General features: G+C 50.7%; 17 protein-coding genes and 1 tRNA gene. 8 read left to right on the forward strand and 10 right to left on the reverse strand.

All coding sequences use genetic code 11. The features are described from left to right. Positions 1-112 precede the first annotated feature (112 nt). Complete coding sequence (gene ispB, locus ACN28R_RS15730; protein WP_095834897.1) at positions 113-1,084, forward strand: octaprenyl diphosphate synthase; 972 nt, start codon at positions 113-115, stop codon at positions 1,082-1,084. A 26-nt stretch (positions 1,085-1,110) separates the two neighbouring features. Here the strand turns inward: ispB and ACN28R_RS15735 are convergent, their stop codons facing one another. Continuing rightward, the gene (locus ACN28R_RS15735; RefSeq protein WP_095834898.1) at positions 1,111-1,485 is read right to left on the reverse strand and encodes a DNA-binding protein; all 375 of its coding nucleotides are present in this window, start codon (positions 1,483-1,485) and stop codon (positions 1,111-1,113) included. Positions 1,486-1,748: 263 nt separating this feature from the next. After that, complete coding sequence (locus ACN28R_RS15740) at positions 1,749-2,135, reverse strand: DNA-binding protein (protein WP_095834899.1); 387 nt, start codon at positions 2,133-2,135, stop codon at positions 1,749-1,751. Between the two features lie 186 nt (positions 2,136-2,321). Between ACN28R_RS15740 and ACN28R_RS15745 the strand changes: the two genes are divergently transcribed. Further along, entirely contained in the window at positions 2,322-2,585 is a 264-nt protein-coding gene (locus ACN28R_RS15745) for a helix-turn-helix domain-containing protein (RefSeq protein ID WP_072065806.1), read from the forward strand. Positions 2,586-2,641: 56 nt separating this feature from the next. On the opposite strand, the gene mdh is transcribed toward ACN28R_RS15745, so the two are convergent. After that, a complete protein-coding gene (mdh, locus tag ACN28R_RS15750; RefSeq protein WP_048636295.1) occupies positions 2,642-3,583 on the reverse strand; it encodes a malate dehydrogenase in 942 nt (313 codons plus the stop codon). Positions 3,584-4,043: 460 nt separating this feature from the next. On the opposite strand from mdh, the gene argR reads away from it, so the two are divergent. Continuing rightward, positions 4,044-4,514: a transcriptional regulator ArgR gene (gene argR, locus ACN28R_RS15755; RefSeq protein ID WP_048636296.1), complete on the forward strand. Its 471-nt coding sequence runs from the start codon at positions 4,044-4,046 to the stop codon at positions 4,512-4,514. Positions 4,515-4,607: 93 nt separating this feature from the next. Here argR and tsaD read toward each other — a convergent pair whose 3' ends face one another. Continuing rightward, on the reverse strand, positions 4,608-5,621 hold the full coding sequence (gene tsaD / locus ACN28R_RS15760; protein ID WP_095834900.1) for a tRNA (adenosine(37)-N6)-threonylcarbamoyltransferase complex transferase subunit TsaD: 1,014 nt from the start codon (positions 5,619-5,621) through the stop codon (positions 4,608-4,610). Between the two features lie 226 nt (positions 5,622-5,847). Here tsaD and rpsU point away from each other — a divergent pair, with 226 nt between their 5' ends. The 3 genes from rpsU to rpoD all read left to right on the forward strand — a co-directional run bounded on the left by rpsU (position 5,848) and on the right by rpoD (position 9,954). Beyond that, positions 5,848-6,063, forward strand: a complete 216-nt coding sequence (gene rpsU / locus ACN28R_RS15765; RefSeq protein WP_001144069.1) for a 30S ribosomal protein S21 — start codon at positions 5,848-5,850, stop codon at positions 6,061-6,063. A 136-nt stretch (positions 6,064-6,199) separates the two neighbouring features. Further along, positions 6,200-7,954, forward strand: coding sequence for a DNA primase (dnaG, locus tag ACN28R_RS15770; protein WP_048636299.1), 1,755 nt, complete (start codon positions 6,200-6,202; stop codon positions 7,952-7,954). 161 nt (positions 7,955-8,115) lie between these two features. After that, on the forward strand, positions 8,116-9,954 hold the full coding sequence (gene rpoD / locus ACN28R_RS15775) for an RNA polymerase sigma factor RpoD (protein ID WP_048636300.1): 1,839 nt from the start codon (positions 8,116-8,118) through the stop codon (positions 9,952-9,954). Between the two features lie 80 nt (positions 9,955-10,034). Here rpoD and mug read toward each other — a convergent pair whose 3' ends face one another. Then, positions 10,035-10,538 (reverse strand): G/U mismatch-specific DNA glycosylase, encoded by a 504-nt coding sequence (gene mug / locus ACN28R_RS15780; protein ID WP_095834901.1) that lies wholly within the window; start codon positions 10,536-10,538, stop codon positions 10,035-10,037. Positions 10,539-10,681: 143 nt separating this feature from the next. On the opposite strand from mug, the gene ACN28R_RS15785 reads away from it, so the two are divergent. After that, positions 10,682-10,757, forward strand: a tRNA-Ile gene (locus ACN28R_RS15785). A gap of 143 nt (positions 10,758-10,900) precedes the next feature. On the opposite strand, the gene ACN28R_RS15790 is transcribed toward ACN28R_RS15785, so the two are convergent. Beyond that, positions 10,901-11,860 (reverse strand): YopT-type cysteine protease domain-containing protein, encoded by a 960-nt coding sequence (locus ACN28R_RS15790; protein ID WP_095834902.1) that lies wholly within the window; start codon positions 11,858-11,860, stop codon positions 10,901-10,903. Between the two features lie 547 nt (positions 11,861-12,407). Here ACN28R_RS15790 and ACN28R_RS15795 point away from each other — a divergent pair. Further along, positions 12,408-13,796 carry a glycoside hydrolase family 1 protein gene (locus ACN28R_RS15795; RefSeq protein ID WP_095834903.1) on the forward strand — a complete coding sequence of 463 codons (1,389 nt, stop codon included), beginning with the start codon at positions 12,408-12,410 and terminating at the stop codon, positions 13,794-13,796. Between the two features lie 115 nt (positions 13,797-13,911). Here ACN28R_RS15795 and ACN28R_RS15800 read toward each other — a convergent pair whose 3' ends face one another. The 4 genes from ACN28R_RS15800 to copM form a co-directional block, all read right to left on the reverse strand. After that, the gene (locus tag ACN28R_RS15800) at positions 13,912-15,375 is read right to left on the reverse strand and encodes a DUF1593 domain-containing protein (protein WP_048636304.1); all 1,464 of its coding nucleotides are present in this window, start codon (positions 15,373-15,375) and stop codon (positions 13,912-13,914) included. 12 nt (positions 15,376-15,387) lie between these two features. Then, positions 15,388-16,938 carry a carbohydrate porin gene (locus ACN28R_RS15805; RefSeq protein WP_236840148.1) on the reverse strand — a complete coding sequence of 517 codons (1,551 nt, stop codon included), beginning with the start codon at positions 16,936-16,938 and terminating at the stop codon, positions 15,388-15,390. Between the two features lie 452 nt (positions 16,939-17,390). Then, on the reverse strand, positions 17,391-19,316 hold the full coding sequence (locus tag ACN28R_RS15810; protein WP_095835826.1) for a beta-glucoside-specific PTS transporter subunit IIABC: 1,926 nt from the start codon (positions 19,314-19,316) through the stop codon (positions 17,391-17,393). A gap of 411 nt (positions 19,317-19,727) precedes the next feature. Next, positions 19,728-20,087 (reverse strand): CopM family metallochaperone, encoded by a 360-nt coding sequence (gene copM, locus ACN28R_RS15815; RefSeq protein WP_048636306.1) that lies wholly within the window; start codon positions 20,085-20,087, stop codon positions 19,728-19,730. Positions 20,088-20,120 lie beyond the last annotated feature (33 nt).

Below are 20,120 nucleotides of genomic sequence, written 5' to 3' on the forward strand. Positions count from 1 at the left end.
TGCCGTTTATCTCTCTCATTTTTCCAGTACAATCAACTCAACAAATTCCATCATATGCCGATATGAAACAGAAATCTTACGGCGATGTTGAAGAAATCAGCTGGCATAAACCATGAATCTAGAACAAATCACAGCGTTAACCGCCCAGGACATGGCGGCCGTTAATAAGGTCATAATTGAACAACTGAACTCTGATGTCGTTCTCATTAATCAACTCGGCCACTATATTATCAGCGGAGGCGGCAAACGCATCAGGCCGATGATCGCGGTGCTTGCGGCCAGGGCGCTGTCCTATGAGGGCCACAAACACGTTACCGTCGCCGCGCTGATCGAATTTATTCATACCGCCACATTGTTACACGATGATGTCGTGGACGAGTCCGATATGCGCCGTGGCAAGGCCACCGCCAATGCGGCCTTTGGCAATGCCGCCAGCGTACTGGTAGGCGATTTTATCTATACCCGCGCATTCCAGATGATGACTAGCCTAGAGTCATTGCGCGTGTTGGCATTAATGTCCGAAGCTGTGAATGTGATAGCTGAAGGGGAAGTATTGCAGTTGATGAACTGTAACGATCCCAACATCACCGAAGAAAGCTACATGCGGGTGATTTACAGTAAAACCGCACGATTATTTGAAGCTGCCGCCCAATCATCGGCGATCCTGGCTGGCGCGACGCCTGAGCAGGAAAAAGCCTTGCAGGATTATGGCCGCTATCTGGGAACCGCTTTTCAGCTGATTGATGATTTACTGGATTACAACGCCGACGGCAAAACGCTGGGTAAAAATACCGGCGACGATCTTAATGAAGGTAAACCGACGCTCCCCTTACTCCATGCGATGCATAACGGCAATGCAGAGCAGAGCGCAATGATTCGTAAGGCAATAGAAGAAGGCAACGGCCGTCACCTGCTTGACCCGGTGCTTGCCGCCATGCAGCAATGCGGTTCGCTCGATTACACCCGTAAACGTGCGGAAGAAGAGGCTGACAAAGCGATTGCCGCGCTACAGCCCTTACAGGAAACACCATTCCGCACGGCGCTTGAAGGTCTCGCTCATTTAGCGGTACAACGTGATTTCTAACGGCCTTGCTTTATCGTGATGATCCGTCACGCCGTCCGATCATCTTCGCCGTTATCATCCAGACGAGACAGCATAGCCACAATCCCCTCACGCAGGATGAAGTTTATCAGCCTGGATTGCTCGCTTTCCGAAAGTTGATGAAAAATATGGATCCAGGAAGTCAGTAAGGCCGGCTCTTTTTTCACCAGATATCCAGGCGCCGCCCCTTCTTTCATCGAGAGCTGACTTTTCACTTCATCCGGCAAACTGTGAAGAGAGTATTCGACGCCGCGTCCTTGAACGCCTTTGCGTTTCCGCCTCTCCCAGCCGTCATCACGGGCTCGTTTGTTCAGTCCTTGCGGTGATTTAGGCAACCCGCCAATCCCCGTCAGCTCATTAGTGGCAAACCATTCTTTATCCATAACCCACTCCCTTGTTTACTTTGCAAAGACAACTTCGACTTTCGTCCGAAAGTTTCCATATAGTAGCCTTTTATTACCCAAACATTTAACACCTACGCGTTATTAATACCACTAAAAAACACAAAATTCATCGCCATCACGACGAGGTGCCTATAAATTTCAAAACGAAGGGTATGGATGCAGTATGAAAAATCGGGAAAATAGTGAAGGAATGAAGGGAGTATTGCCATCTCCCTGACGCACAGGAGATGGCAAACTGACGCTTATTCGGCGGTTACGCCTGGATCGATTCTCTCATCTGAAGAGGCAATACCCAGTTGGTTGAGCGTGGCCGATACGCCAACCCTCAGGATATGAGCGATCAGTTTATCTCTTTCCGTTTCAGAGAGTTGATCATATATCTGCATCCATACAGCCAATGTGGCGGACTGTTTTTCCGCATATGCCGGGGAATCACTTTCAAGTAATAACAATTTTTTTACCGTATCGGGCAGGCTATGAATCGAATATTCCACGCCTCGCCCCTGAACTCCCCGGCGACGACGTCTTTCCCATCCGTCTTCCCGGGCGCGCTTGTTTAATCCTTGTCTTGATCTAGGAAGTCCGCCAACGCCGACCAGTTCATTGGTAGCAAACCACTCTTTTTTCATAGCCTTTCATCCTGATAGTGCCATTCCTAACAAAAACGGGTCTATTTGGAATATATTTGAGAAATTTATAGAAATTTAATGCTATATTATTTCCAAATAATCATGTCATGTTAGTTTGGCATATAACTAACATCCGTTATTTATACCACTAATACACTGTCGTCTTATAGCAATAAGGGAAGGATTATGACTTCAAGGAAACATGACTGGCATCCTGCTGATATCATTGCTGCTTTGCGCAAAAAAGGCACAACGCTGGCTGCGGTATCCCGCGCTGCCGGACTAAGCTCATCAACACTGGCTAATGCGCTTTCACGCCCATGGCCTAAAGGGGAATGGTTGATAGCCGATGCGCTTGGCGTCCATCCATCCGAGATTTGGCCAAGCCGATATTATGATCCGGAAACCAACGAACTTATTGACAGAAAAAAACTTATTCGTCCCCAATAAAAAACAGAGCCGGAGATAAAATAAAATCTCCGGCTCTGGATTCGAAACAGGAACGTTTATTGGCCTTTAACGAAAGACTCGCCTAATTCAATATCCTGATTAAGCGTATCCAACATGTTTTTAAGCGCTTCCTGTTCAAACGCGCTTAAAACGCCGATGTCTTTACGTTCAACAATGCCATTTTTACCTAACAGTACCGGCTGCGCAAAGAAACGGGCATATTGGCCATCGCTTTCGACATAGGAACATTCAACAACGCCGCTGTCACCCAGCATGGCGCGCGTTAATGACAGGCAGAACTGTGCCGCCGCCTGCCCCATCGACAAGGTTGCCGATCCGCCTCCGGCTTTTGCCTCCACGACTTCCGTGCCTGCATTCTGAATACGCTTTGTTAAGTCGATGACTTCCTGGTCGCTGAAGCTGATACCCGGAACCTGCGACAATAGAGGAAGGATGGTCACGCCAGAGTGCCCGCCGATAACCGGGACGTTGATATCTTCTGGCAGCTTGCCCTTGAGTTCGGCAACAAAGGTATTGGAACGGATAACATCCAGCGTGGTTACGCCGAACAGTTTGTTTTTATCGTAAACGCCGGCCTTCTTAAGGACTTCGGCCGCAATGGCGACAGTCGTATTGACCGGATTAGTGATAATACCGATGCAGGCTTTCGGACAGGTATTCGCGATTTGCTCAACCAGATTACGAACGATACCCGCATTAACATTGAACAAATCTGAACGATCCATCCCCGGTTTACGAGCCACGCCGGCAGATATCAACACAATGTCCGCGCCGACCAGAGCTGGAGTTGCATCAGGACCACAGTAACCTTTGATTTTTACCGCGGTAGGAATATGGCTCAGATCGACAGCAACACCCGGTGTTACCGGCGCGATATCGTATAGGGATAATTCTGAACCTGAAGGAAGCTGGGTTTTGAGGAGGAGAGCAAGGGCCTGACCAATGCCGCCTGCTGCGCCAAGAACTACAACTTTCATCCTAAACTCCTTATTATCGTAAAGTACAAGAGTGCAGTGAATTCATTTAATAAAAGAAAAAGAAAAATAGAGCGTATTCATTTGCCGTCTATGGATAATACTTAAAGACTGAGAATACTCTATGTCCATAATAATAAACCATAAACAGCTATTAATTAGAAAGGTAAGTAAAGTTAGTAGGCTTCAGGCCAGTAACGTAGCACTCATTTATGGCCGATGAATAGGAGAGCTACAGTATATCAAGCATAAACATCTCAATAACATCATTCTGATAACATTTAATTCACTTTTATGTGACTTGCAACGCATTTTTCAGACTCAATGATTCACAAACTTTTTTTAAGTGTTTTCTCACATAACCAACAAACCATCATTGGCGAGAATATACGCATTACGGTTGCATAAAAATTCATTTATCTGCATAATCACGGATTAATCAACCCTATAAATCCGGTGCAGAATGCGTAATTCGACAAAACAAGAAGACTTAGTTAAAGCGTTCAAAGCGCTGCTGAAAGAGGAAAAATTCAGCTCTCAAAGTGAGATTGTTCAAGCGTTGCAAGACGATGGATTTGAAAACATCAATCAGTCCAAAGTCTCGCGCATGCTGACCAAGTTTGGCGCCGTGCGTACGCGCAACGCTAAAATGGAAATGGTTTACTGCCTGCCGGCGGAACTGGGCGTGCCCACCACCACCAGTCCGCTCAAAAACCTGGTGCGCGATGTCGACTTCAATGACGCCGTTGTGGTTATTCACACCAGCCCAGGCGCGGCTCAGCTGATTGCCCGCTTGCTCGACTCGCTGGGCAAGTCGGAAGGCATACTGGGCACCATCGCCGGCGATGACACTATCTTTACCACGCCCGCCAGAGGATTCAGCGTTAAACAACTCTATGAAGCTATTCTGGTGCTGTTTGAACAAGAGCTCTAGCTTTGAGTCATCAATAACAAACGCTCGGCGTCATCCTGATATGGACAAACGCCGAGAAATCACCTGTAACGAGGATTAGCGGTGATTAGCGGCTCAGATGGCCGGTAATTCAGCCAACGGCCAGCGCGGGCGCACCGTCACGCCAAGATCCCGAGTTTCCCCTTGTTGCAGGCGAATCGCCCCCGCATAGGCAATCATGGCGCCGTTGTCGGTGCAAAATTCGGGACGGGCATAAAATACCGTGCCTCCTCGTTTTGTCATCATCTCTCCCAAACGTTGACGCAGCGTACGATTGGCGCTTACTCCCCCCGCCATAACCAACCTTTTGAAGCCGGTTTCATCCAGCGCGCGGCGACATTTAATCGCCAGCGTATCCACAACGGCGTCTTCGAAAGCGCGCGCAATATCCGCGCGCGTTTGTTCATCGCCGCCGCTGTTGCGGATCGTATTGGCGGCAAACGTTTTCAGACCGGAGAAACTGAAATCCAGCCCGGGGCGATCGGTCATGGGGCGCGGGAACGTAAACCGCGCGGCATTCCCGGCCTGAGCCATTTTTGACAGCATCGGACCACCCGGGTAATCCAGCCCCAGTAATTTGGCCGTTTTATCGAACGCTTCGCCGGCGGCATCATCAATGGATTCCCCAAGCAACCGATACTCGCCAATACCGGTTACGCTGATTAGCTGAGTGTGACCACCGGAAACCAGCAGTGCGACGAAAGGAAATTCGGGAGGATTATCTTCCAGCATGGGCGCCAACAGATGCCCTTCCATGTGATGCACCGCGACGGCCGGGACATTCCAGGCAAACGCCAACGCCCGGCCGACGGTTGCTCCGACCAATAGCGCCCCCACCAGGCCCGGGCCGGATGTATAGGCGACACCGTCGATGTCTCCGGCTTTTAAATCCGCTTCACGCAGCGCGGCCTGAATCAACGGCACGGTTTTACGAACGTGATCGCGGGAAGCCAGTTCAGGAACAACACCGCCATAATCGGCATGGAGTTTTATCTGACTGTACAATTGATTGGCGACTAAACCGGCCTGAGTGTCATAAATGGCAATTCCGGTTTCATCACAGGATGTTTCAATACCCAATACGCGCATTGCTGTTCCTACTTTTATTACGGTACAAGCTCGGGTTGAATGCAGCTTGCTTCATGCGGCAGATAGTCTACCATAAGCCTCCCGGTTTCTGCGCTGGCGGAGGTTGGGCGTTTTATGATCGCCAAGCCCTTTACAAGGGGCCCCTGTTTGCAGTAGAATTCCGCACCATTTTGAAAAGGCTGGCACAAGGCCAGCGGCAAACCGAATTTATTGAGGTGAGAGGCACATGCCGGTAATTAAAGTACGTGAAAACGAGCCGTTCGACGTCGCTCTGCGTCGCTTCAAGCGTTCCTGCGAAAAAGCGGGCGTTCTGGCTGAAGTTCGTCGTCGTGAGTTTTATGAAAAACCGACTACCGAACGTAAGCGCGCTAAAGCGTCTGCAGTAAAACGTCACGCTAAGAAATTGGCTCGAGAAAACGCACGCCGCACTCGTCTGTATTAATTTTAGGAGGTTTTCCTCCACCGCGTGATTAATCCGCAGACTTAGTAGTTGCATACGAAGGCCGTGCTTTCCGAAAGGAATGCGCGGCTTGCTGTCGTTTATAAGCTGTCGTTCATAAGTTAAGAAACAGGGGCTTATGGCTGGACGAATTCCACGCGTATTTATCAATGATCTGCTGGCTCGCACCGACATCGTCGATCTCATAGATGCGCGCGTCAAACTGAAAAAGCAGGGCAAGAATTATCATGCGTGCTGTCCGTTCCATCACGAAAAAACCCCCTCATTTACCGTAAACGGTGACAAACAGTTCTATCACTGTTTTGGTTGTGGCGCTCATGGCAACGCCATCGACTTTCTAATGAATTACGATCGTCTTGAATTCGTTGAAAGCATTGAAGAATTGGCTGCCATCTATGGTCTTGAAGTCCCGTATGAAACCGGCACCGGACCAACCCAGCTTGAGCGTCATCAACGACAAAGCCTGTATGAATTGATGGGGCAGTTGAGCAAGTTCTATCAACAGGCGCTAAGCCAGTCCGGCAGCGCGCCGGCATTACAATACTTGCAACAGCGAGGACTGAGCGCTGAGGTAATTAGCCATTTTGCCATTGGCTTCGCGCCAGCCGGGTGGGATAACGTTTTAAAGCGTTTCGGGCGTAATAATGACGACCGCACCACATTGAACGATGCCGGCATGTTGGTGACTAATGAACAGGGCCGTACCTATGACCGTTTTCGGGAACGAGTCATGTTCCCCATCCGGGATAAGCGGGGACGGGTGATTGCTTTTGGCGGACGGGTATTAGGCGATGGCGTGCCGAAATATCTGAACTCGCCGGAAACCGAAATTTTTCATAAGGGCCGTCAGCTCTATGGCCTGTATGAAGCGCAGCAGAATCATCCGGAACTGAAGCGGTTGCTGGTGGTTGAGGGGTATATGGATGTGGTCGCCCTGGCGCAGTTTGGTATTGATTATGCGGTTGCGTCGCTGGGAACATCTACGACGGCCGACCACATTCAGTTGCTGTTCCGCGCCACCGATCAGGTTGTCTGCTGCTATGACGGCGACCGCGCCGGCCGGGAAGCGGCATGGCGCGCGCTGGAAACTGCGCTACCTTATTTAAACGACGGTCGGCAGTTACGCTTTATGTTTTTACCGGAAGGAGAAGACCCCGACACGCTGGTTCGTAAAGAAGGCAAGGAACGCTTTGAGCAGCGAATGGAACAGGCTCTACCGCTGTCACAGTTTCTGTTTGAAACGCTGCAACAGCAGGTGGATATGAGTTCGCCCGATGGGCGCACCAAGCTCAGCACGCTGGTCCTGCCCTTGATTGGTCAGGTTCCTGGCGAGACGTTGCGCTTATATTTACGTCAGCAGTTGGGTAACAAACTTGGGATTCTGGATGACAGCCAGTTGGACCGGCTGTTGCCAAAAGTGGCCGAACATGCTCAACCTTACCAGCCGCCCCAGCTAAAAGTCACAACTATGCGTATACTTATAGGGCTATTAGTTCAAAACCCAAGGCTTTCGGCGGAAGTACCGGAGCTGACGCTGGAAGGAATAGAAGAGAGCAAAGTGGCTGGCCTGAGCCTGTTCAAGGATCTGGTAAAGACCTGTAATGCCAGCCCGGGAATGAATATGGGTTTGCTGCTTGAGAAATATCGAGACAGTAAATACCGGAAGCAGCTTGAAACCATGGCTTCCTGGAACCATATGATCGAAGAAGACGAACTGGACGACAAGTTTAGAATAAGCCTGGCGGAGCTCTACGATCAACTATTGAGGCAACGACAGGAAACATTGATTGCCCGTGAGCGAACGCATGGGCTGAATGCCAAAGAAAAAAAAGAACTTTGGTCATTGCAACTGGCTTTAACCAGAAAAAACTGATTACCGAGGCTTAATTGCCGATAAATAGCAAGGTAGAGCCTTGCCAAGAGCCGCTACAGGGTCCGCGGCGATTAGAAAAAAAGCCCTAATGTTATTGTTGGCGAATGCGAATGACGCCGACCAACACCAACCCAAATACTCTGAAGTGTGGATACCGTCTTATGGAGCAAAACCCGCAGTCACAGCTAAAGCTACTTGTCACCCGTGGTAAGGAGCAAGGCTACCTGACCTATGCCGAGGTCAATGACCATCTGCCGGAAGATATCATCGACTCCGACCAGATCGAAGACATCATCCAGATGATTAATGACATGGGCATCCAGGTGATGGAAGAAGCGCCTGATGCAGATGATCTGTTGCTGGCAGAAAATACCAATGACGCAGATGAAGACGCGGCAGAGGCTGCTGCTCAGGTGTTATCCAGCGTTGAATCGGAAATTGGCCGTACGACCGATCCGGTTCGTATGTACATGCGTGAAATGGGTACCGTTGAATTGCTGACGCGCGAAGGCGAGATCGATATTGCCAAGCGAATCGAAGACGGTATCAATCAGGTTCAGTGTTCCGTTGCTGAATATCCGGAAGCGATTACCTATCTGCTGGAACAGTACGACCGTGTTGAAGCGGGCGAAAGCCGCTTATCCGATCTGATCACCGGATTCGTCGATCCTAACGCGGAAGAAGATATCGCACCGACCGCCACCCATGTCGGCTCCGAGCTTTCCGGCGAAGATCTTGATGACGATGATGAAGAAGAGGATGACGAAGACGACGCTGATGACGACAACAGCATCGATCCTGAACTGGCTCGTCAGAAATTTTCTGAATTGCGTGAACAATACGAAACGACGCGTCAGGTCATCAAGGCCAATGGACGCAGTCACGCCAAGTCAGCGCAGGAAATTCTGAATCTATCGGAAGTCTTCAAACAGTTCCGCTTAGTGCCTAAACAATTCGACTTCCTGGTTAGCAGCATGCGTACCATGATGGATCGCGTGCGTACTCAGGAACGACTGATCATGAAGCTGTGCGTTGAACAGTGCAAAATGCCGAAGAAAAACTTCGTCACCTTGTTCTCCGGTAATGAAACCAACGACTCCTGGTTTGCCGCGGCAATAGCGATGGCCAAGCCGTGGTCTGAAAAACTGACCGTCGTGGAAGAAGACGTTAAACGCAGCTTGCAGAAATTGCATCAGATTGAAGAAGAAACCGGTTTAACCATTGAACAGGTTAAAGACATCAACCGTCGTATGTCGATCGGTGAAGCGAAAGCCCGCCGTGCGAAGAAAGAGATGGTTGAAGCAAACTTGCGTCTGGTTATTTCTATCGCCAAGAAATACACCAACCGCGGCTTGCAGTTCCTTGATCTGATTCAGGAAGGGAACATCGGTCTGATGAAAGCGGTGGACAAGTTTGAATATCGCCGCGGCTATAAGTTCTCGACCTATGCAACCTGGTGGATCCGTCAGGCCATTACCCGTTCCATCGCCGACCAGGCGCGCACCATCCGAATTCCGGTGCATATGATTGAGACCATCAACAAACTCAATCGTATTTCCCGTCAGATGCTGCAGGAAATGGGGCGTGAACCAACGCCGGAAGAACTGGCCGAACGCATGCTGATGCCGGAAGACAAAATCCGCAAAGTGTTGAAGATCGCCAAAGAGCCGATTTCGATGGAAACGCCGATTGGCGATGATGAAGATTCGCATTTGGGCGACTTTATCGAAGACACCACGCTGGAACTACCGCTCGATTCCGCAACGTCGGAAAGCCTGCGTTCAGCGACGCACGACGTATTGGCCGGGCTGACCGCGCGTGAAGCCAAAGTGCTGCGTATGCGTTTTGGTATCGATATGAATACCGACCATACGCTGGAAGAAGTCGGCAAACAGTTCGACGTTACCCGTGAGCGTATTCGTCAGATCGAGGCGAAAGCGTTGCGTAAACTGCGTCACCCAAGCCGTTCTGAAGTGTTGCGCAGCTTCCTGGATGACTAATCGATAGCGGTATGATGTCTCTGAAATAACCCCGGATTGCCGGGGTTATTTTTTATCGACCTTACCAACCAGACGATTTTTTACCTACTTTCATGTAGCACCCGGTACAACGCCTGATAAGACTCGACCAGCGACGCCAGCGTCGCGCGATTCAATCCGCTGGGATTCGGCAGCACCCAAACCTGGGTTTTCCCGATCGTCAACGTCTGACGTCCCCATGCCACTTTCTTAATGCCAAAAGCCTGACTGAACGCCTGCTTGCCCAGCACGGCAAGGGCCTGAGGCTGATAACGCTGCATTTTTTCAATAATGGCTTCACCGCCCAGTAACAGTTCATTCCTTTTCAATTCGCTCGCTTCTACCGTTGGCCGCTCCACCAGCATGGTGATGCCGCATCCGGTATCCAACAGATGCCGCTCCTCTTCAGGCTTGAGCAACCGTTCGGTAAATCCTGCCTGATGGATCACTTTCCAGAATCGGTTATTCGGGTTGGCGAAATGATAACCGTGATGCGCTGTCGATAATCCCGGGTTGATACCGCAGAAAACGACCTGAAGGTTGGTTGCCAGAATATCCATGAACATGACGTCCCCTTTACGGCGTACTTTCCGCTGTTATCGCAAAATCTGACAATAATAACAACAAGCTATCCTGCATAGAAAACAGACATCCGGCCGAACAGCTATAGACCTCCCCCGGTACATTACCGTATAATCGTCGCCCGTCCGGCCCCTTAGCTCAGTGGTTAGAGCAGTCGACTCATAATCGATTGGTCGTTGGTTCAAACCCAACAGGGGCCACCAGAATTTCAAGGAGTTACGTTAATAGCGTGGCTCCTTTGTTTTTTCGGGGATATTTTCAAACGGAATTGATGGCGATTTATCCCTTAAGCGTTCACCCTGTTCACTATGCGTTGAAACCACGCCAGCATTGGCCTTAATTGCAATTAGCGCACGATGACGGGCAGCACTTCCACCGTCGGTACGGGAAACGATTGTGAATTCGTTGCGATGATAGCGCGCATGACGGTGGGGATATCGCTTCTTTTCATCCGAAACTCGCCAAGATTAGGATCAAACAGCTTTACCCGGCTGCCATCCGAATGCGCCGCAATGACATGGCCGCTGGCGGAATGAGACATATCCCGCCCAAACAGGATCAGCTTTGATCCTCGGTCAAACAGACTTTCAGACAACCGCTGCATGGCCTCTCCTTCATCCGTAATGACATCCACCGAATCCGCAGATGCCGCGTTGGGAATAATACCTAATCTGCGTACCGTCTCATGCATAGGGTCTTCCGCCTCATTAGCATGGAACCGGTTTTCGTAGTCACGTTGCAAATCGATGACCTCCGGCGTCCGATCCGCAAGGCGATGCATGCGATTACCGGCGCTGCCGTCACGGCTGTTCACATCGTTTAACCACAGCGCGCTATAGATGACGCAGGCGCCTGGATGATCGGGCTCATGCTCTTCAAGCTCGCCGATCTGGTCGAAATCGGCCACCCTGAGCGCCGACCATCCCGTGCCCACGCCACCGGATATCTGTTCTTCACGGTTGGAGGACGAGGCGCACAACCCATGCATTAACACGCTTTGCCAATTCTTTAGGCCGCTATATAGCTGCTGGGGCGGCAAACGTCCGGGCGTCATGGTTTTTGGGGCTGACGAATGCTGAGTGAAGGCTTGCTCCAGCAATTTGCGGCTTGAACTGTCCAGACGATCATGGAGCGTGTCCATATGGGATCTGAATTGATCGCGATTGCTGAAGCGCTGCGACGCCAGCCAAGTTCTGGCTTCATCAAATGTGGTGAACCGCAGGGCGTCTTTTGATGCCCGCGTATCTTGCCCGGGCTGTAGCGACTGGGGACTCATGCCAATCGCCCGAATGCTGTTCGTTTCCATCAATATTTTATCCTTTCTATGCTGAGAAATTTCGAATTGCAGATGCGGGAAGGCGAAGTGTGGGTAAATCAGGGAGACCAACGCGCCTGGAACTTGAAAGATGGCGGATATGCAAATGGCGCGCAATGCCACGCGCAAACCCTGTAGTAACCGTAACTACCGCCATGTTCGCATAACTGCGATACGGAAGTGACCATGACTGAGTGGCAGTGCCGATAAAAAGGTTCCCTCGCTAACGTCTGCAAGCGCGGGCGTTTTTCCCTTCAGCGATTCAAAACCTGACGTCGAATGAGCTAATTGTCGTGACAAAAATCACATAACCAGAGGATGGCATTGCCGCAGATGGCTGGGATCGTATAGTGTTCCCCTATGACGTTACCGCGGTACGCGGGCGAGACTTGGGCAGAGGCGAGTGAAACACACTCTCTTTTGCCCAAGTTTTTTTTTGCCTGCGATCCGGCATCGATACGCAGTATCTCAATAATGCGTAGGGGCAGTCCTCCCGCGTTATAGGGTTAAACAACATTGAGTAAAGAGGAGAAACAAAATGAAGGCATTCCCCGCGGGGTTCTTATGGGGCGGTTCTATGGCGGCCAATCAGGTTGAGGGCGCATGGAATGAGGATGGTAAGGGCGTGTCTACCTCTGACCTCCAGTTTCAGGGTATACATGGTCCGATAACAGAGCGTACTGAAGGCGTAAGCTGCATCAAAGACACCGCCATCGATTTTTATCATCAGTATCCGCAGGACATCCGGCTGTTCGCCGAAATGGGGTTTAAGGTATTGCGCACGTCCATCGCCTGGACGCGCATTTACCCCGAAGGGGATGAAGCGCAACCCAATGAAGCGGGATTGGCGTTCTATGACCGCTTGTTTGACGAGATGGCAAAATACCGGATCCAGCCATTAATTACGTTATCCCATTATGAAATGCCTTATGGTCTGGTTAAAAAGCTGGGAGGATGGGGCAACCGCGCAACCATTGACCATTTTGAAAAATATGCCCGCACCGTCTTCACCCGCTATAAGGATAAGGTGAAGTATTGGTTAACCTTTAATGAAATCAATATGGCGATACACTCCCCCTTCACCGGCGTCGGGCTGAGCGGCGAGCCATCACAACAGGATATTTATCAGGCTATCCATAATCAGCTCGTGGCCAGCGCCCGCGCGGTGAAAGCCTGCCACGACATCATTCCCGATGCGAAAATCGGCAATATGCTGCTGGGCGCCGTGCGCTACCCAATGACCTGCCATCCGAAAGATGTGCTGGAAGCGCAGAAGAAAAACCGGGAGTGGCTGTTTTTCGGCGATGTTCAGGCCCGCGGCGCTTATCCAGTCTGGATGAAGCGTTACTTTAAGGAAAATAACATCGCACTGGATATTACCGAGCAGGACAGGAACGATTTACGCCACACGGTGGACTTTGTCTCGTTCAGTTACTACATGAGCGGCTGCGCCACCTTTGAACCAGAGAAATATCAGGCCTCGCGCGGCAATATCGTGCGCTTAATCCCCAATCCTCATCTCAAAGCGTCAGAATGGGGCTGGCAGATCGACCCGGAGGGATTACGCTTTTTGCTTAACGAGCTTTATGACCGGTATCAGAAACCGTTGTTTATTGTCGAAAACGGGCTGGGCGCGCGGGATGAGGTCGATGCTGACGGCAGTATTAACGACAGCTACCGCATCGACTATTTGCGCCGGCATCTGATTCAGGCGCGTGAAGCCATCGCCGATGGGGTGGAACTGCTGGGCTATACCAGTTGGGGGCCGATCGATCTGGTGAGCGCAGGCACGGCGCAGATGTCAAAACGTTATGGCTTTATCTATGTCGATCGCGACGACGCGGGACAGGGAACGCTAACCCGCCGGCGTAAAAACAGTTTCTACTGGTACAAAGAGGTGATTGAAAGCAACGGCGAATCGCTCTAATCATCGGCCGGATAACACACGAGCGCCGCGTTTCCGCCGCGCTCGTCAATGGTAAGAAGCCAATCAGCGCACAGGTTATACTCCGCCGTGCGCTTTTAGCGCGCTATCTCCGTATTCACTGTGCCTCAGGCAACACCGTAACAATCGCCCGCCGGTAAGACGTTAATGCCGGAGAGCCATTGTCCTGGCCTTCCAGAATAATGTGGAACGGCGTCGCGACCTTGACGGCTGGCGCGGTAAAACTGGTTTCCCCGCCTTCGCTATGAGACAGCTCAATCCCCGGCCCAAAGTGAAGGCCCAGCGCCGTTGCCGTCGGTTCTTTATATTGCCACCAGCGATACGTTACCCGATCGCCATCAATATCGCCGGAACCCTGGGCCGATAGTTTCACCAACTCGCCGGATTTTACCTGCCAGGACACAATCTGGGTGCCAGGTTTGCCATTAAGCTGCAGATTCGGATTATGGTTCGCCTTTTTCACCTCTCCGGTCAGCGTCCAGTCCATTCGGGCGGCGAAGTCGTTCTGGAAAGCATCGCGCCACCGCCAGATCGTCGCCGGCGCCGTGCGGTATTTTTTCCCGTCGACGCCGATAACTTCATCCGATGTACTGACGCGCAGCCCGTCCTCGTCATCCGGCGCGATAGCGCCATAGCGTCCGCCCCAACCGCCATATTCCGGATGTTCGGGATCGCCAAGCCCGGTACGCAGCAGATACAGGAACGAGGGCGAATCGCCTTCCATCGAATACTCCACCGCCGGATATACCGCACCCAGCGGACCTTTACGCCGGATGTTCTCCGCCAGCCAGTCGTTATTCACCTTGCTCATGTCGCCGCCAACCGCACGTGCCGACGACATACCGATCCAAGTGGACAAGAAATATTCATTCCAGGCGTGAATACTGGTGATGTAACGCAACTGCGGGAAATTTCTACGGATCCAAGCGCCGGTATTATCCTGATCGGAAATAGCATAAACCCGAATTTTATTAATGAAAGCGTCGACTTCTGCCGGCGTCCGGCGGGCGGTCACATCATGCAGCGCCTGCGCCAGATCGACCCCGCCGCCCCACAGGGTAATCCACAAAGGGCGCGCGTCCTGTTTATCGACGGCCTGAATGATCAGTTCCGATGCCTCTGTCGATTTGCCATCGCCGACATGCGCCATGCCGAATCCCGCTCGCCCGCTGCGAACAACATTCCGTAACGCCTGAGCGGAAGGATATCCTGGCGCATGTTTTTGCAGATTGGGCAATACACGCTCATAGGCATCAATCCGTTCAAGGATCATCGGCGTATTAACCTTGTCGCGCAGCCAGGTTGAGGTTGTCGCCACAATGCCTTCTACATCAAACTCATTGCTGTATAACAAAAACCGCACCAGAGATTGGGAATCATCCGGCTCATTACCAATATCGCTCAGAATTAAGATACGCGTTTTTTCCGCGTTCGCCGCAACCGGCGCGGCGTCCTTCTCTGTTACCGCAGCGGTTTGCGCAACGGAAAATGCGGGAGCATACGCCGCCATCAGACAGGCGCTCAATGAAATTGATTTAATATATTTGGCTGATAAAAACATATTTTCCCCTTATCAGAAAACCACTTCAGCCTGTACGCCAAAGCTGATTTGATAATCTTTTTTATCGTTAAAACTGTGGTTATCAATTTCATTTTCCAGCGCTTTAAGATAACTGGTGTAGAAACGGATTTCCGGACGAGATCGCAAAAGACTGGTATCTACTTTAAACGTATGCGCCAGCGTCACTTTATAACCAGATTCATCATAGTTACTATTATTGGCGCTATTTTCCTGGATAAAGTAACCAAGCTCCAGCGCCGTTTGATTTGTTTTATCCCAAATATAAGAAGGACGAATCACCGCCCGAATGGTTTCAAAATCGGTGTGCGCCCCGGTATTGACTGAATAAAGATCGCTGCCGCGGCCATATACCAACGAATGCGCCATAATAACATCATCACGCAGGAATATTTCCCCTTGATTAACCAATCGCCAGCCGATACCGCCGCTGTGAATACCATAATAAGAACTGTTATAGTCAAAATCAGGGTTAGCCCCCGAAATATTCATAAATTGACTGGCCAAAGAGTTATTGGCGACTTGCGCGGTCAGTTCATTAAATCCGCCCAACAAAGGATGACGTAAAATAGCCTGGCTCATCCACGACGATTTTACTTTATAGTCATCACCGGAGGCCTGCGCGGCTTTTTGCTCATCGGTCTGGTTAGCGAATGCGTATTTTGCGCCGACTTCCAGTGAAAGATCTTTGCTCAGCGGAATATCTTTATATCTAACCTCGGCAATATTGACATTAACCTGGGTCGTATCGCTACATATCGACGTACCACAAACCGTGCTGTAATTATCGATATCATTACGCGTCAACGCCATACTTAATGAACCAACGGGAAGCTGCCAGTTTTCAATACCCAGGCCCGTACCGGAAAGTGTCCGGTCGCTTTTCCAGTCCAGCATCTGAATTTCATATTGCGGCAGGGTATGTTTACCGATCCAGAATTTCGCTTCCGGCGCAAACGGCAGAAAACCGGTCGTTTCAACAAACAGTTTGCTGAGTTTCCCCATGCCGCCGCCGGCCATTCCTTTGTCAAACGTTTCATTACTTTGAGATAATCCTAAATCCCCTTCAAACTGTACGTTCGCCCAAATCGATTTATTACCTTCCTGCCAGGCGCGTTTTTTTAATGACAGGTTATACCATCCGTCATATTCATTACCGAAGCGCCCGAGCGATCCCACCGCCCAGGATTTAGGACCGCCATTGGTTGTCGAAGCATATCCGGTGCGGAAATAACCCGAATATTTAAAACCGGTATCATCCTGAACATATTGGCTGATCTTTTTCAGCGTCGATTCCGAAAGCTCCGGCTCACTTTGATTCGCGGTTGGTTTTACTAACGCCGAGGTAGCCGATAAATGTCCATCCGCCGCCGCGATCTCTTGTGATTTCACCGCTGACAGCTGCCTGGTTTTTTCCTTTTCCTCATAGGCATGTAATTTTTCCTGAGTAGCCCGCAACTGCTCTTCCAGCAGCGTCATCCTCTGTTCAAGCGTTAATGTCTGAGCGATAACATCCGGAGCGACGCCATAACAGGATAACAGCATTAAAACGATCGCTTTCTTTCGGAATGTCCGATGTTTTTTCTTCACTATTTTATTCCCCATTAATATTGACGACCTTATCCTGATCGTACTTTTTGGTGATATATCCCTGGTGTGGCTAAAAATCATAATGATGTGTTCATATTCCTGTTATCCAGATAAAAAAAACCTGCCTTGCCAGCTGGATAAAAATCCAGCCCGGCAAGACAGGTTTCGCCTGAATTAAATCAGTTACGTCCTAAGTCTTATTTAAATCACTATATTTATACTTGATTATTAATTCAACTTTTACAATTTCTAAACGTGAGCAACATCACCTTAAAATATTTTATAAACGACCCATTATTTATTAAAATTCAGCCGATTGATAGCGCCGATAATCAATAGCGCTTTCACCATATTTAATATTTAGGTCATATTTTGCAATCGTCAAAATATCCCTAATGTATGTGATATTATGCCAGTGCAATAATAGTATCGCCGACTTTTTGATAACGTTCGGTACTGAGACTGAATATCCGGTAATCATCCGCGTTAGTGACAACAATAGGCGTCACGGTGTCATAACCGGCTTTCGTTATCTCATCGAGGTCAAATTCAAGCAGCAGTTGCCCTTTCTTCACCTCATCGCCTTCCGCCACCCGCATGTGGTAATACCGGCCTTCCAACTGCACCGTATCGATACCGACATGGATCAGGATTTCCGCCCCCGCGAATGAGCGGATGCCAATCGCATGGCCGCTGGCGAACGTGCTGACGATTTGCCCGTCGACTGGCGAATAGATGCGCCCTTCCTGCGGCTGGATAGCCACGCCCGGGCCGACGACGCCGGAGGAAAACACTTTATCGTTAACGTCCTCCAGCGGGATCAGTTCGCCTTCCGTCGGGGAACCAATACGTTCGCCGGATGCGGGCACATCCTTCAGATTCACTACGTTGCTCCGCGCGCCGTCGGATGTGGCGCGTGATGCCGAAGCGGCGGAAGATGAAGATGCGGCAGACGGCGCCGGCGTTTGCGCGGCGGCTGGCGCGGTCGGTTCATCAAATCCGACAACCATGGTTAAAATCAAGCTGGCGACAAAAGCGATGACGCAACCGATGATAAAGCCCAGGAAGCCCTCGCCGTAGAAAATAGGCAGCGTCAACAAACCGGGCATCCCCATGGAGATCGCCGAACTCTTCGCATAGCCCGCCACCGCGCCGCCCATGGCCGCCGCGATCACCGCGCAGACAAACGGTTTTTTCAGCTTCAAGGTGACGCCGTACACGCCGGGCTCGGTGATGCCGAACAGCGAGGCGATAAAAGTACTGCCCGCCAGCGCCTTGAGTTTTTTGTCCCTGGTGCGCAGCATAACGCCCAACAATGCCCCGGACTGAGCAAAGACCGATGGGCTGGACGCGGCTTTGAGATAGCTCTGCCCCATGACGGAAATATCATTGATGAAGACGGTGACAAATCCCCAATGCACGCCGAAAATCACCAAAATCTGCCACGCGGCGGCAATCAACGCACCGGCGAGAATCGGGTTGAAGCTATAAATTTTCACAAACAGCGATGCGATGACTTCGCTGGCCGAAATGCCGATCGGCCCGATGGTCATCAGCGTTAACGGCACCATCAGCGCCAACAGGAAGAATGGCGTCAGAATATTGCGCACGCTCTCATGAATATGACGATTCAGGAAACGTTCGATATACGACATCAACCATACGCTGAAAATAATCGGGATCACCGATGACGTATATTTCATCATCACCACGGGCAAACCAAAGAAAGTGACGGGTTCGCCGGCATCGAACAACCCCTGAATCGTGGGGTAGACCAACGCGCCGGCAATGGATACCGCCACAAAGATATTGGTTTCAAACTTGCGTGCGGAGGTAATGGCCAACAACATTGGCAGGAAGTAGAACAGACTGTCGGAAGCCGCGTGCAAAATAACGTAGGTGCTCTCCTTGTTGTTCAACCACCCAAACGCGATAGCGATAGCCAGCACGCCTTTCAGTACCCCGGCTGCCGCCATCGCGCCCAGCAAAGGGGTAAAAATCCCCGCCACCAAATCAATCAGCCGCCCCATGAACGAAACGCCTTTTTCCGATTCAGCCGCCGGACGTTGATTACCGCCGTCTTCAAGCAATCCTGAAATCGGACCAAAGGCGCGATAGACTTCCGGCACCCGGTTACCAATGACCACCTGCAACTGCCCCGACCCATTGACCACCGTAATAACGCCTTCCAATGCTTCCAACGCGGCCAAATCTACCTTTGCGTTATCCACGATCTTAAAGCGCAAGCGCGTTGCACAATGGACCAGAGTAGAAACGTTCGCTTCTCCCCCGACCAACCTCAAAATATTTTCTGCTAGCACGTTGCTATTCATAATGACACTTTCCCGTTTCGTAAATGGCTGCAATTGCCTTATACAATCCACATCACCTTGCTTGCGTCCGCTGGCCAGCAGAAAAAAAAGCAAAAAAAAACCTGGATAAATCAGTGTGTGGCACACTGTTTTATCCAGGTCTCGCCCAGAAAACTCTGGTGGCGTCCTTTGCGCTATTTCTAGCAAGTCAACGCTGAGAAAGCTACTGTTACGTTTTATTCTGTGAAAAGCATCACTAAATTTTTGCTAACGAGCCGACCGTCAGCCAGAATGACGGCGCGTTTCCCTCGCCCGATCGGGGCAATGGCAATCTGGTCGCGCCGAGATAATGAAAGAACCACGATTATCCTCTCCAGGCGCCAATCCGCCGGGACGTTTTATGCGGCGGCGATGCCCGTAAGCGACGTATGATTATGGTTGCTCATGCTTTTTCAGCCATGCCTGCATCTGGTCGATCTCCGGCTGCTGAGCGCTGATAATCTCTTCCGCCAGTTTCCGCAATTCCGGATCCTTGCCGTACTGCAATTCCGTTTTAGCCATATCAATCGCGCCTTGATGATGGGCTATCATCCCTTTGGCGAAGGCGACGTCGGGATCGCTGGACTGCATTCCTTCCTGCATCCGGGCGTGCATCTGATCCATACCCTGCATATAAGCTTGCTGCGACTCGCTTGGATCCGCAACATGGTGGCCGCTGTGCGCGCCGTCAGCGGCAAAAACGGATACGGAGGCCAACAGGCTGCCGACCATCAGTAAATATCTTTTCTTCATCATTACCTCCTCTCAATCCCGTTATACCATCCG

Source organism: Brenneria goodwinii (assembly GCF_002291445.1).
GTDB classification, from domain to species: Bacteria; Pseudomonadota; Gammaproteobacteria; order Enterobacterales; family Enterobacteriaceae; genus Brenneria; species Brenneria goodwinii.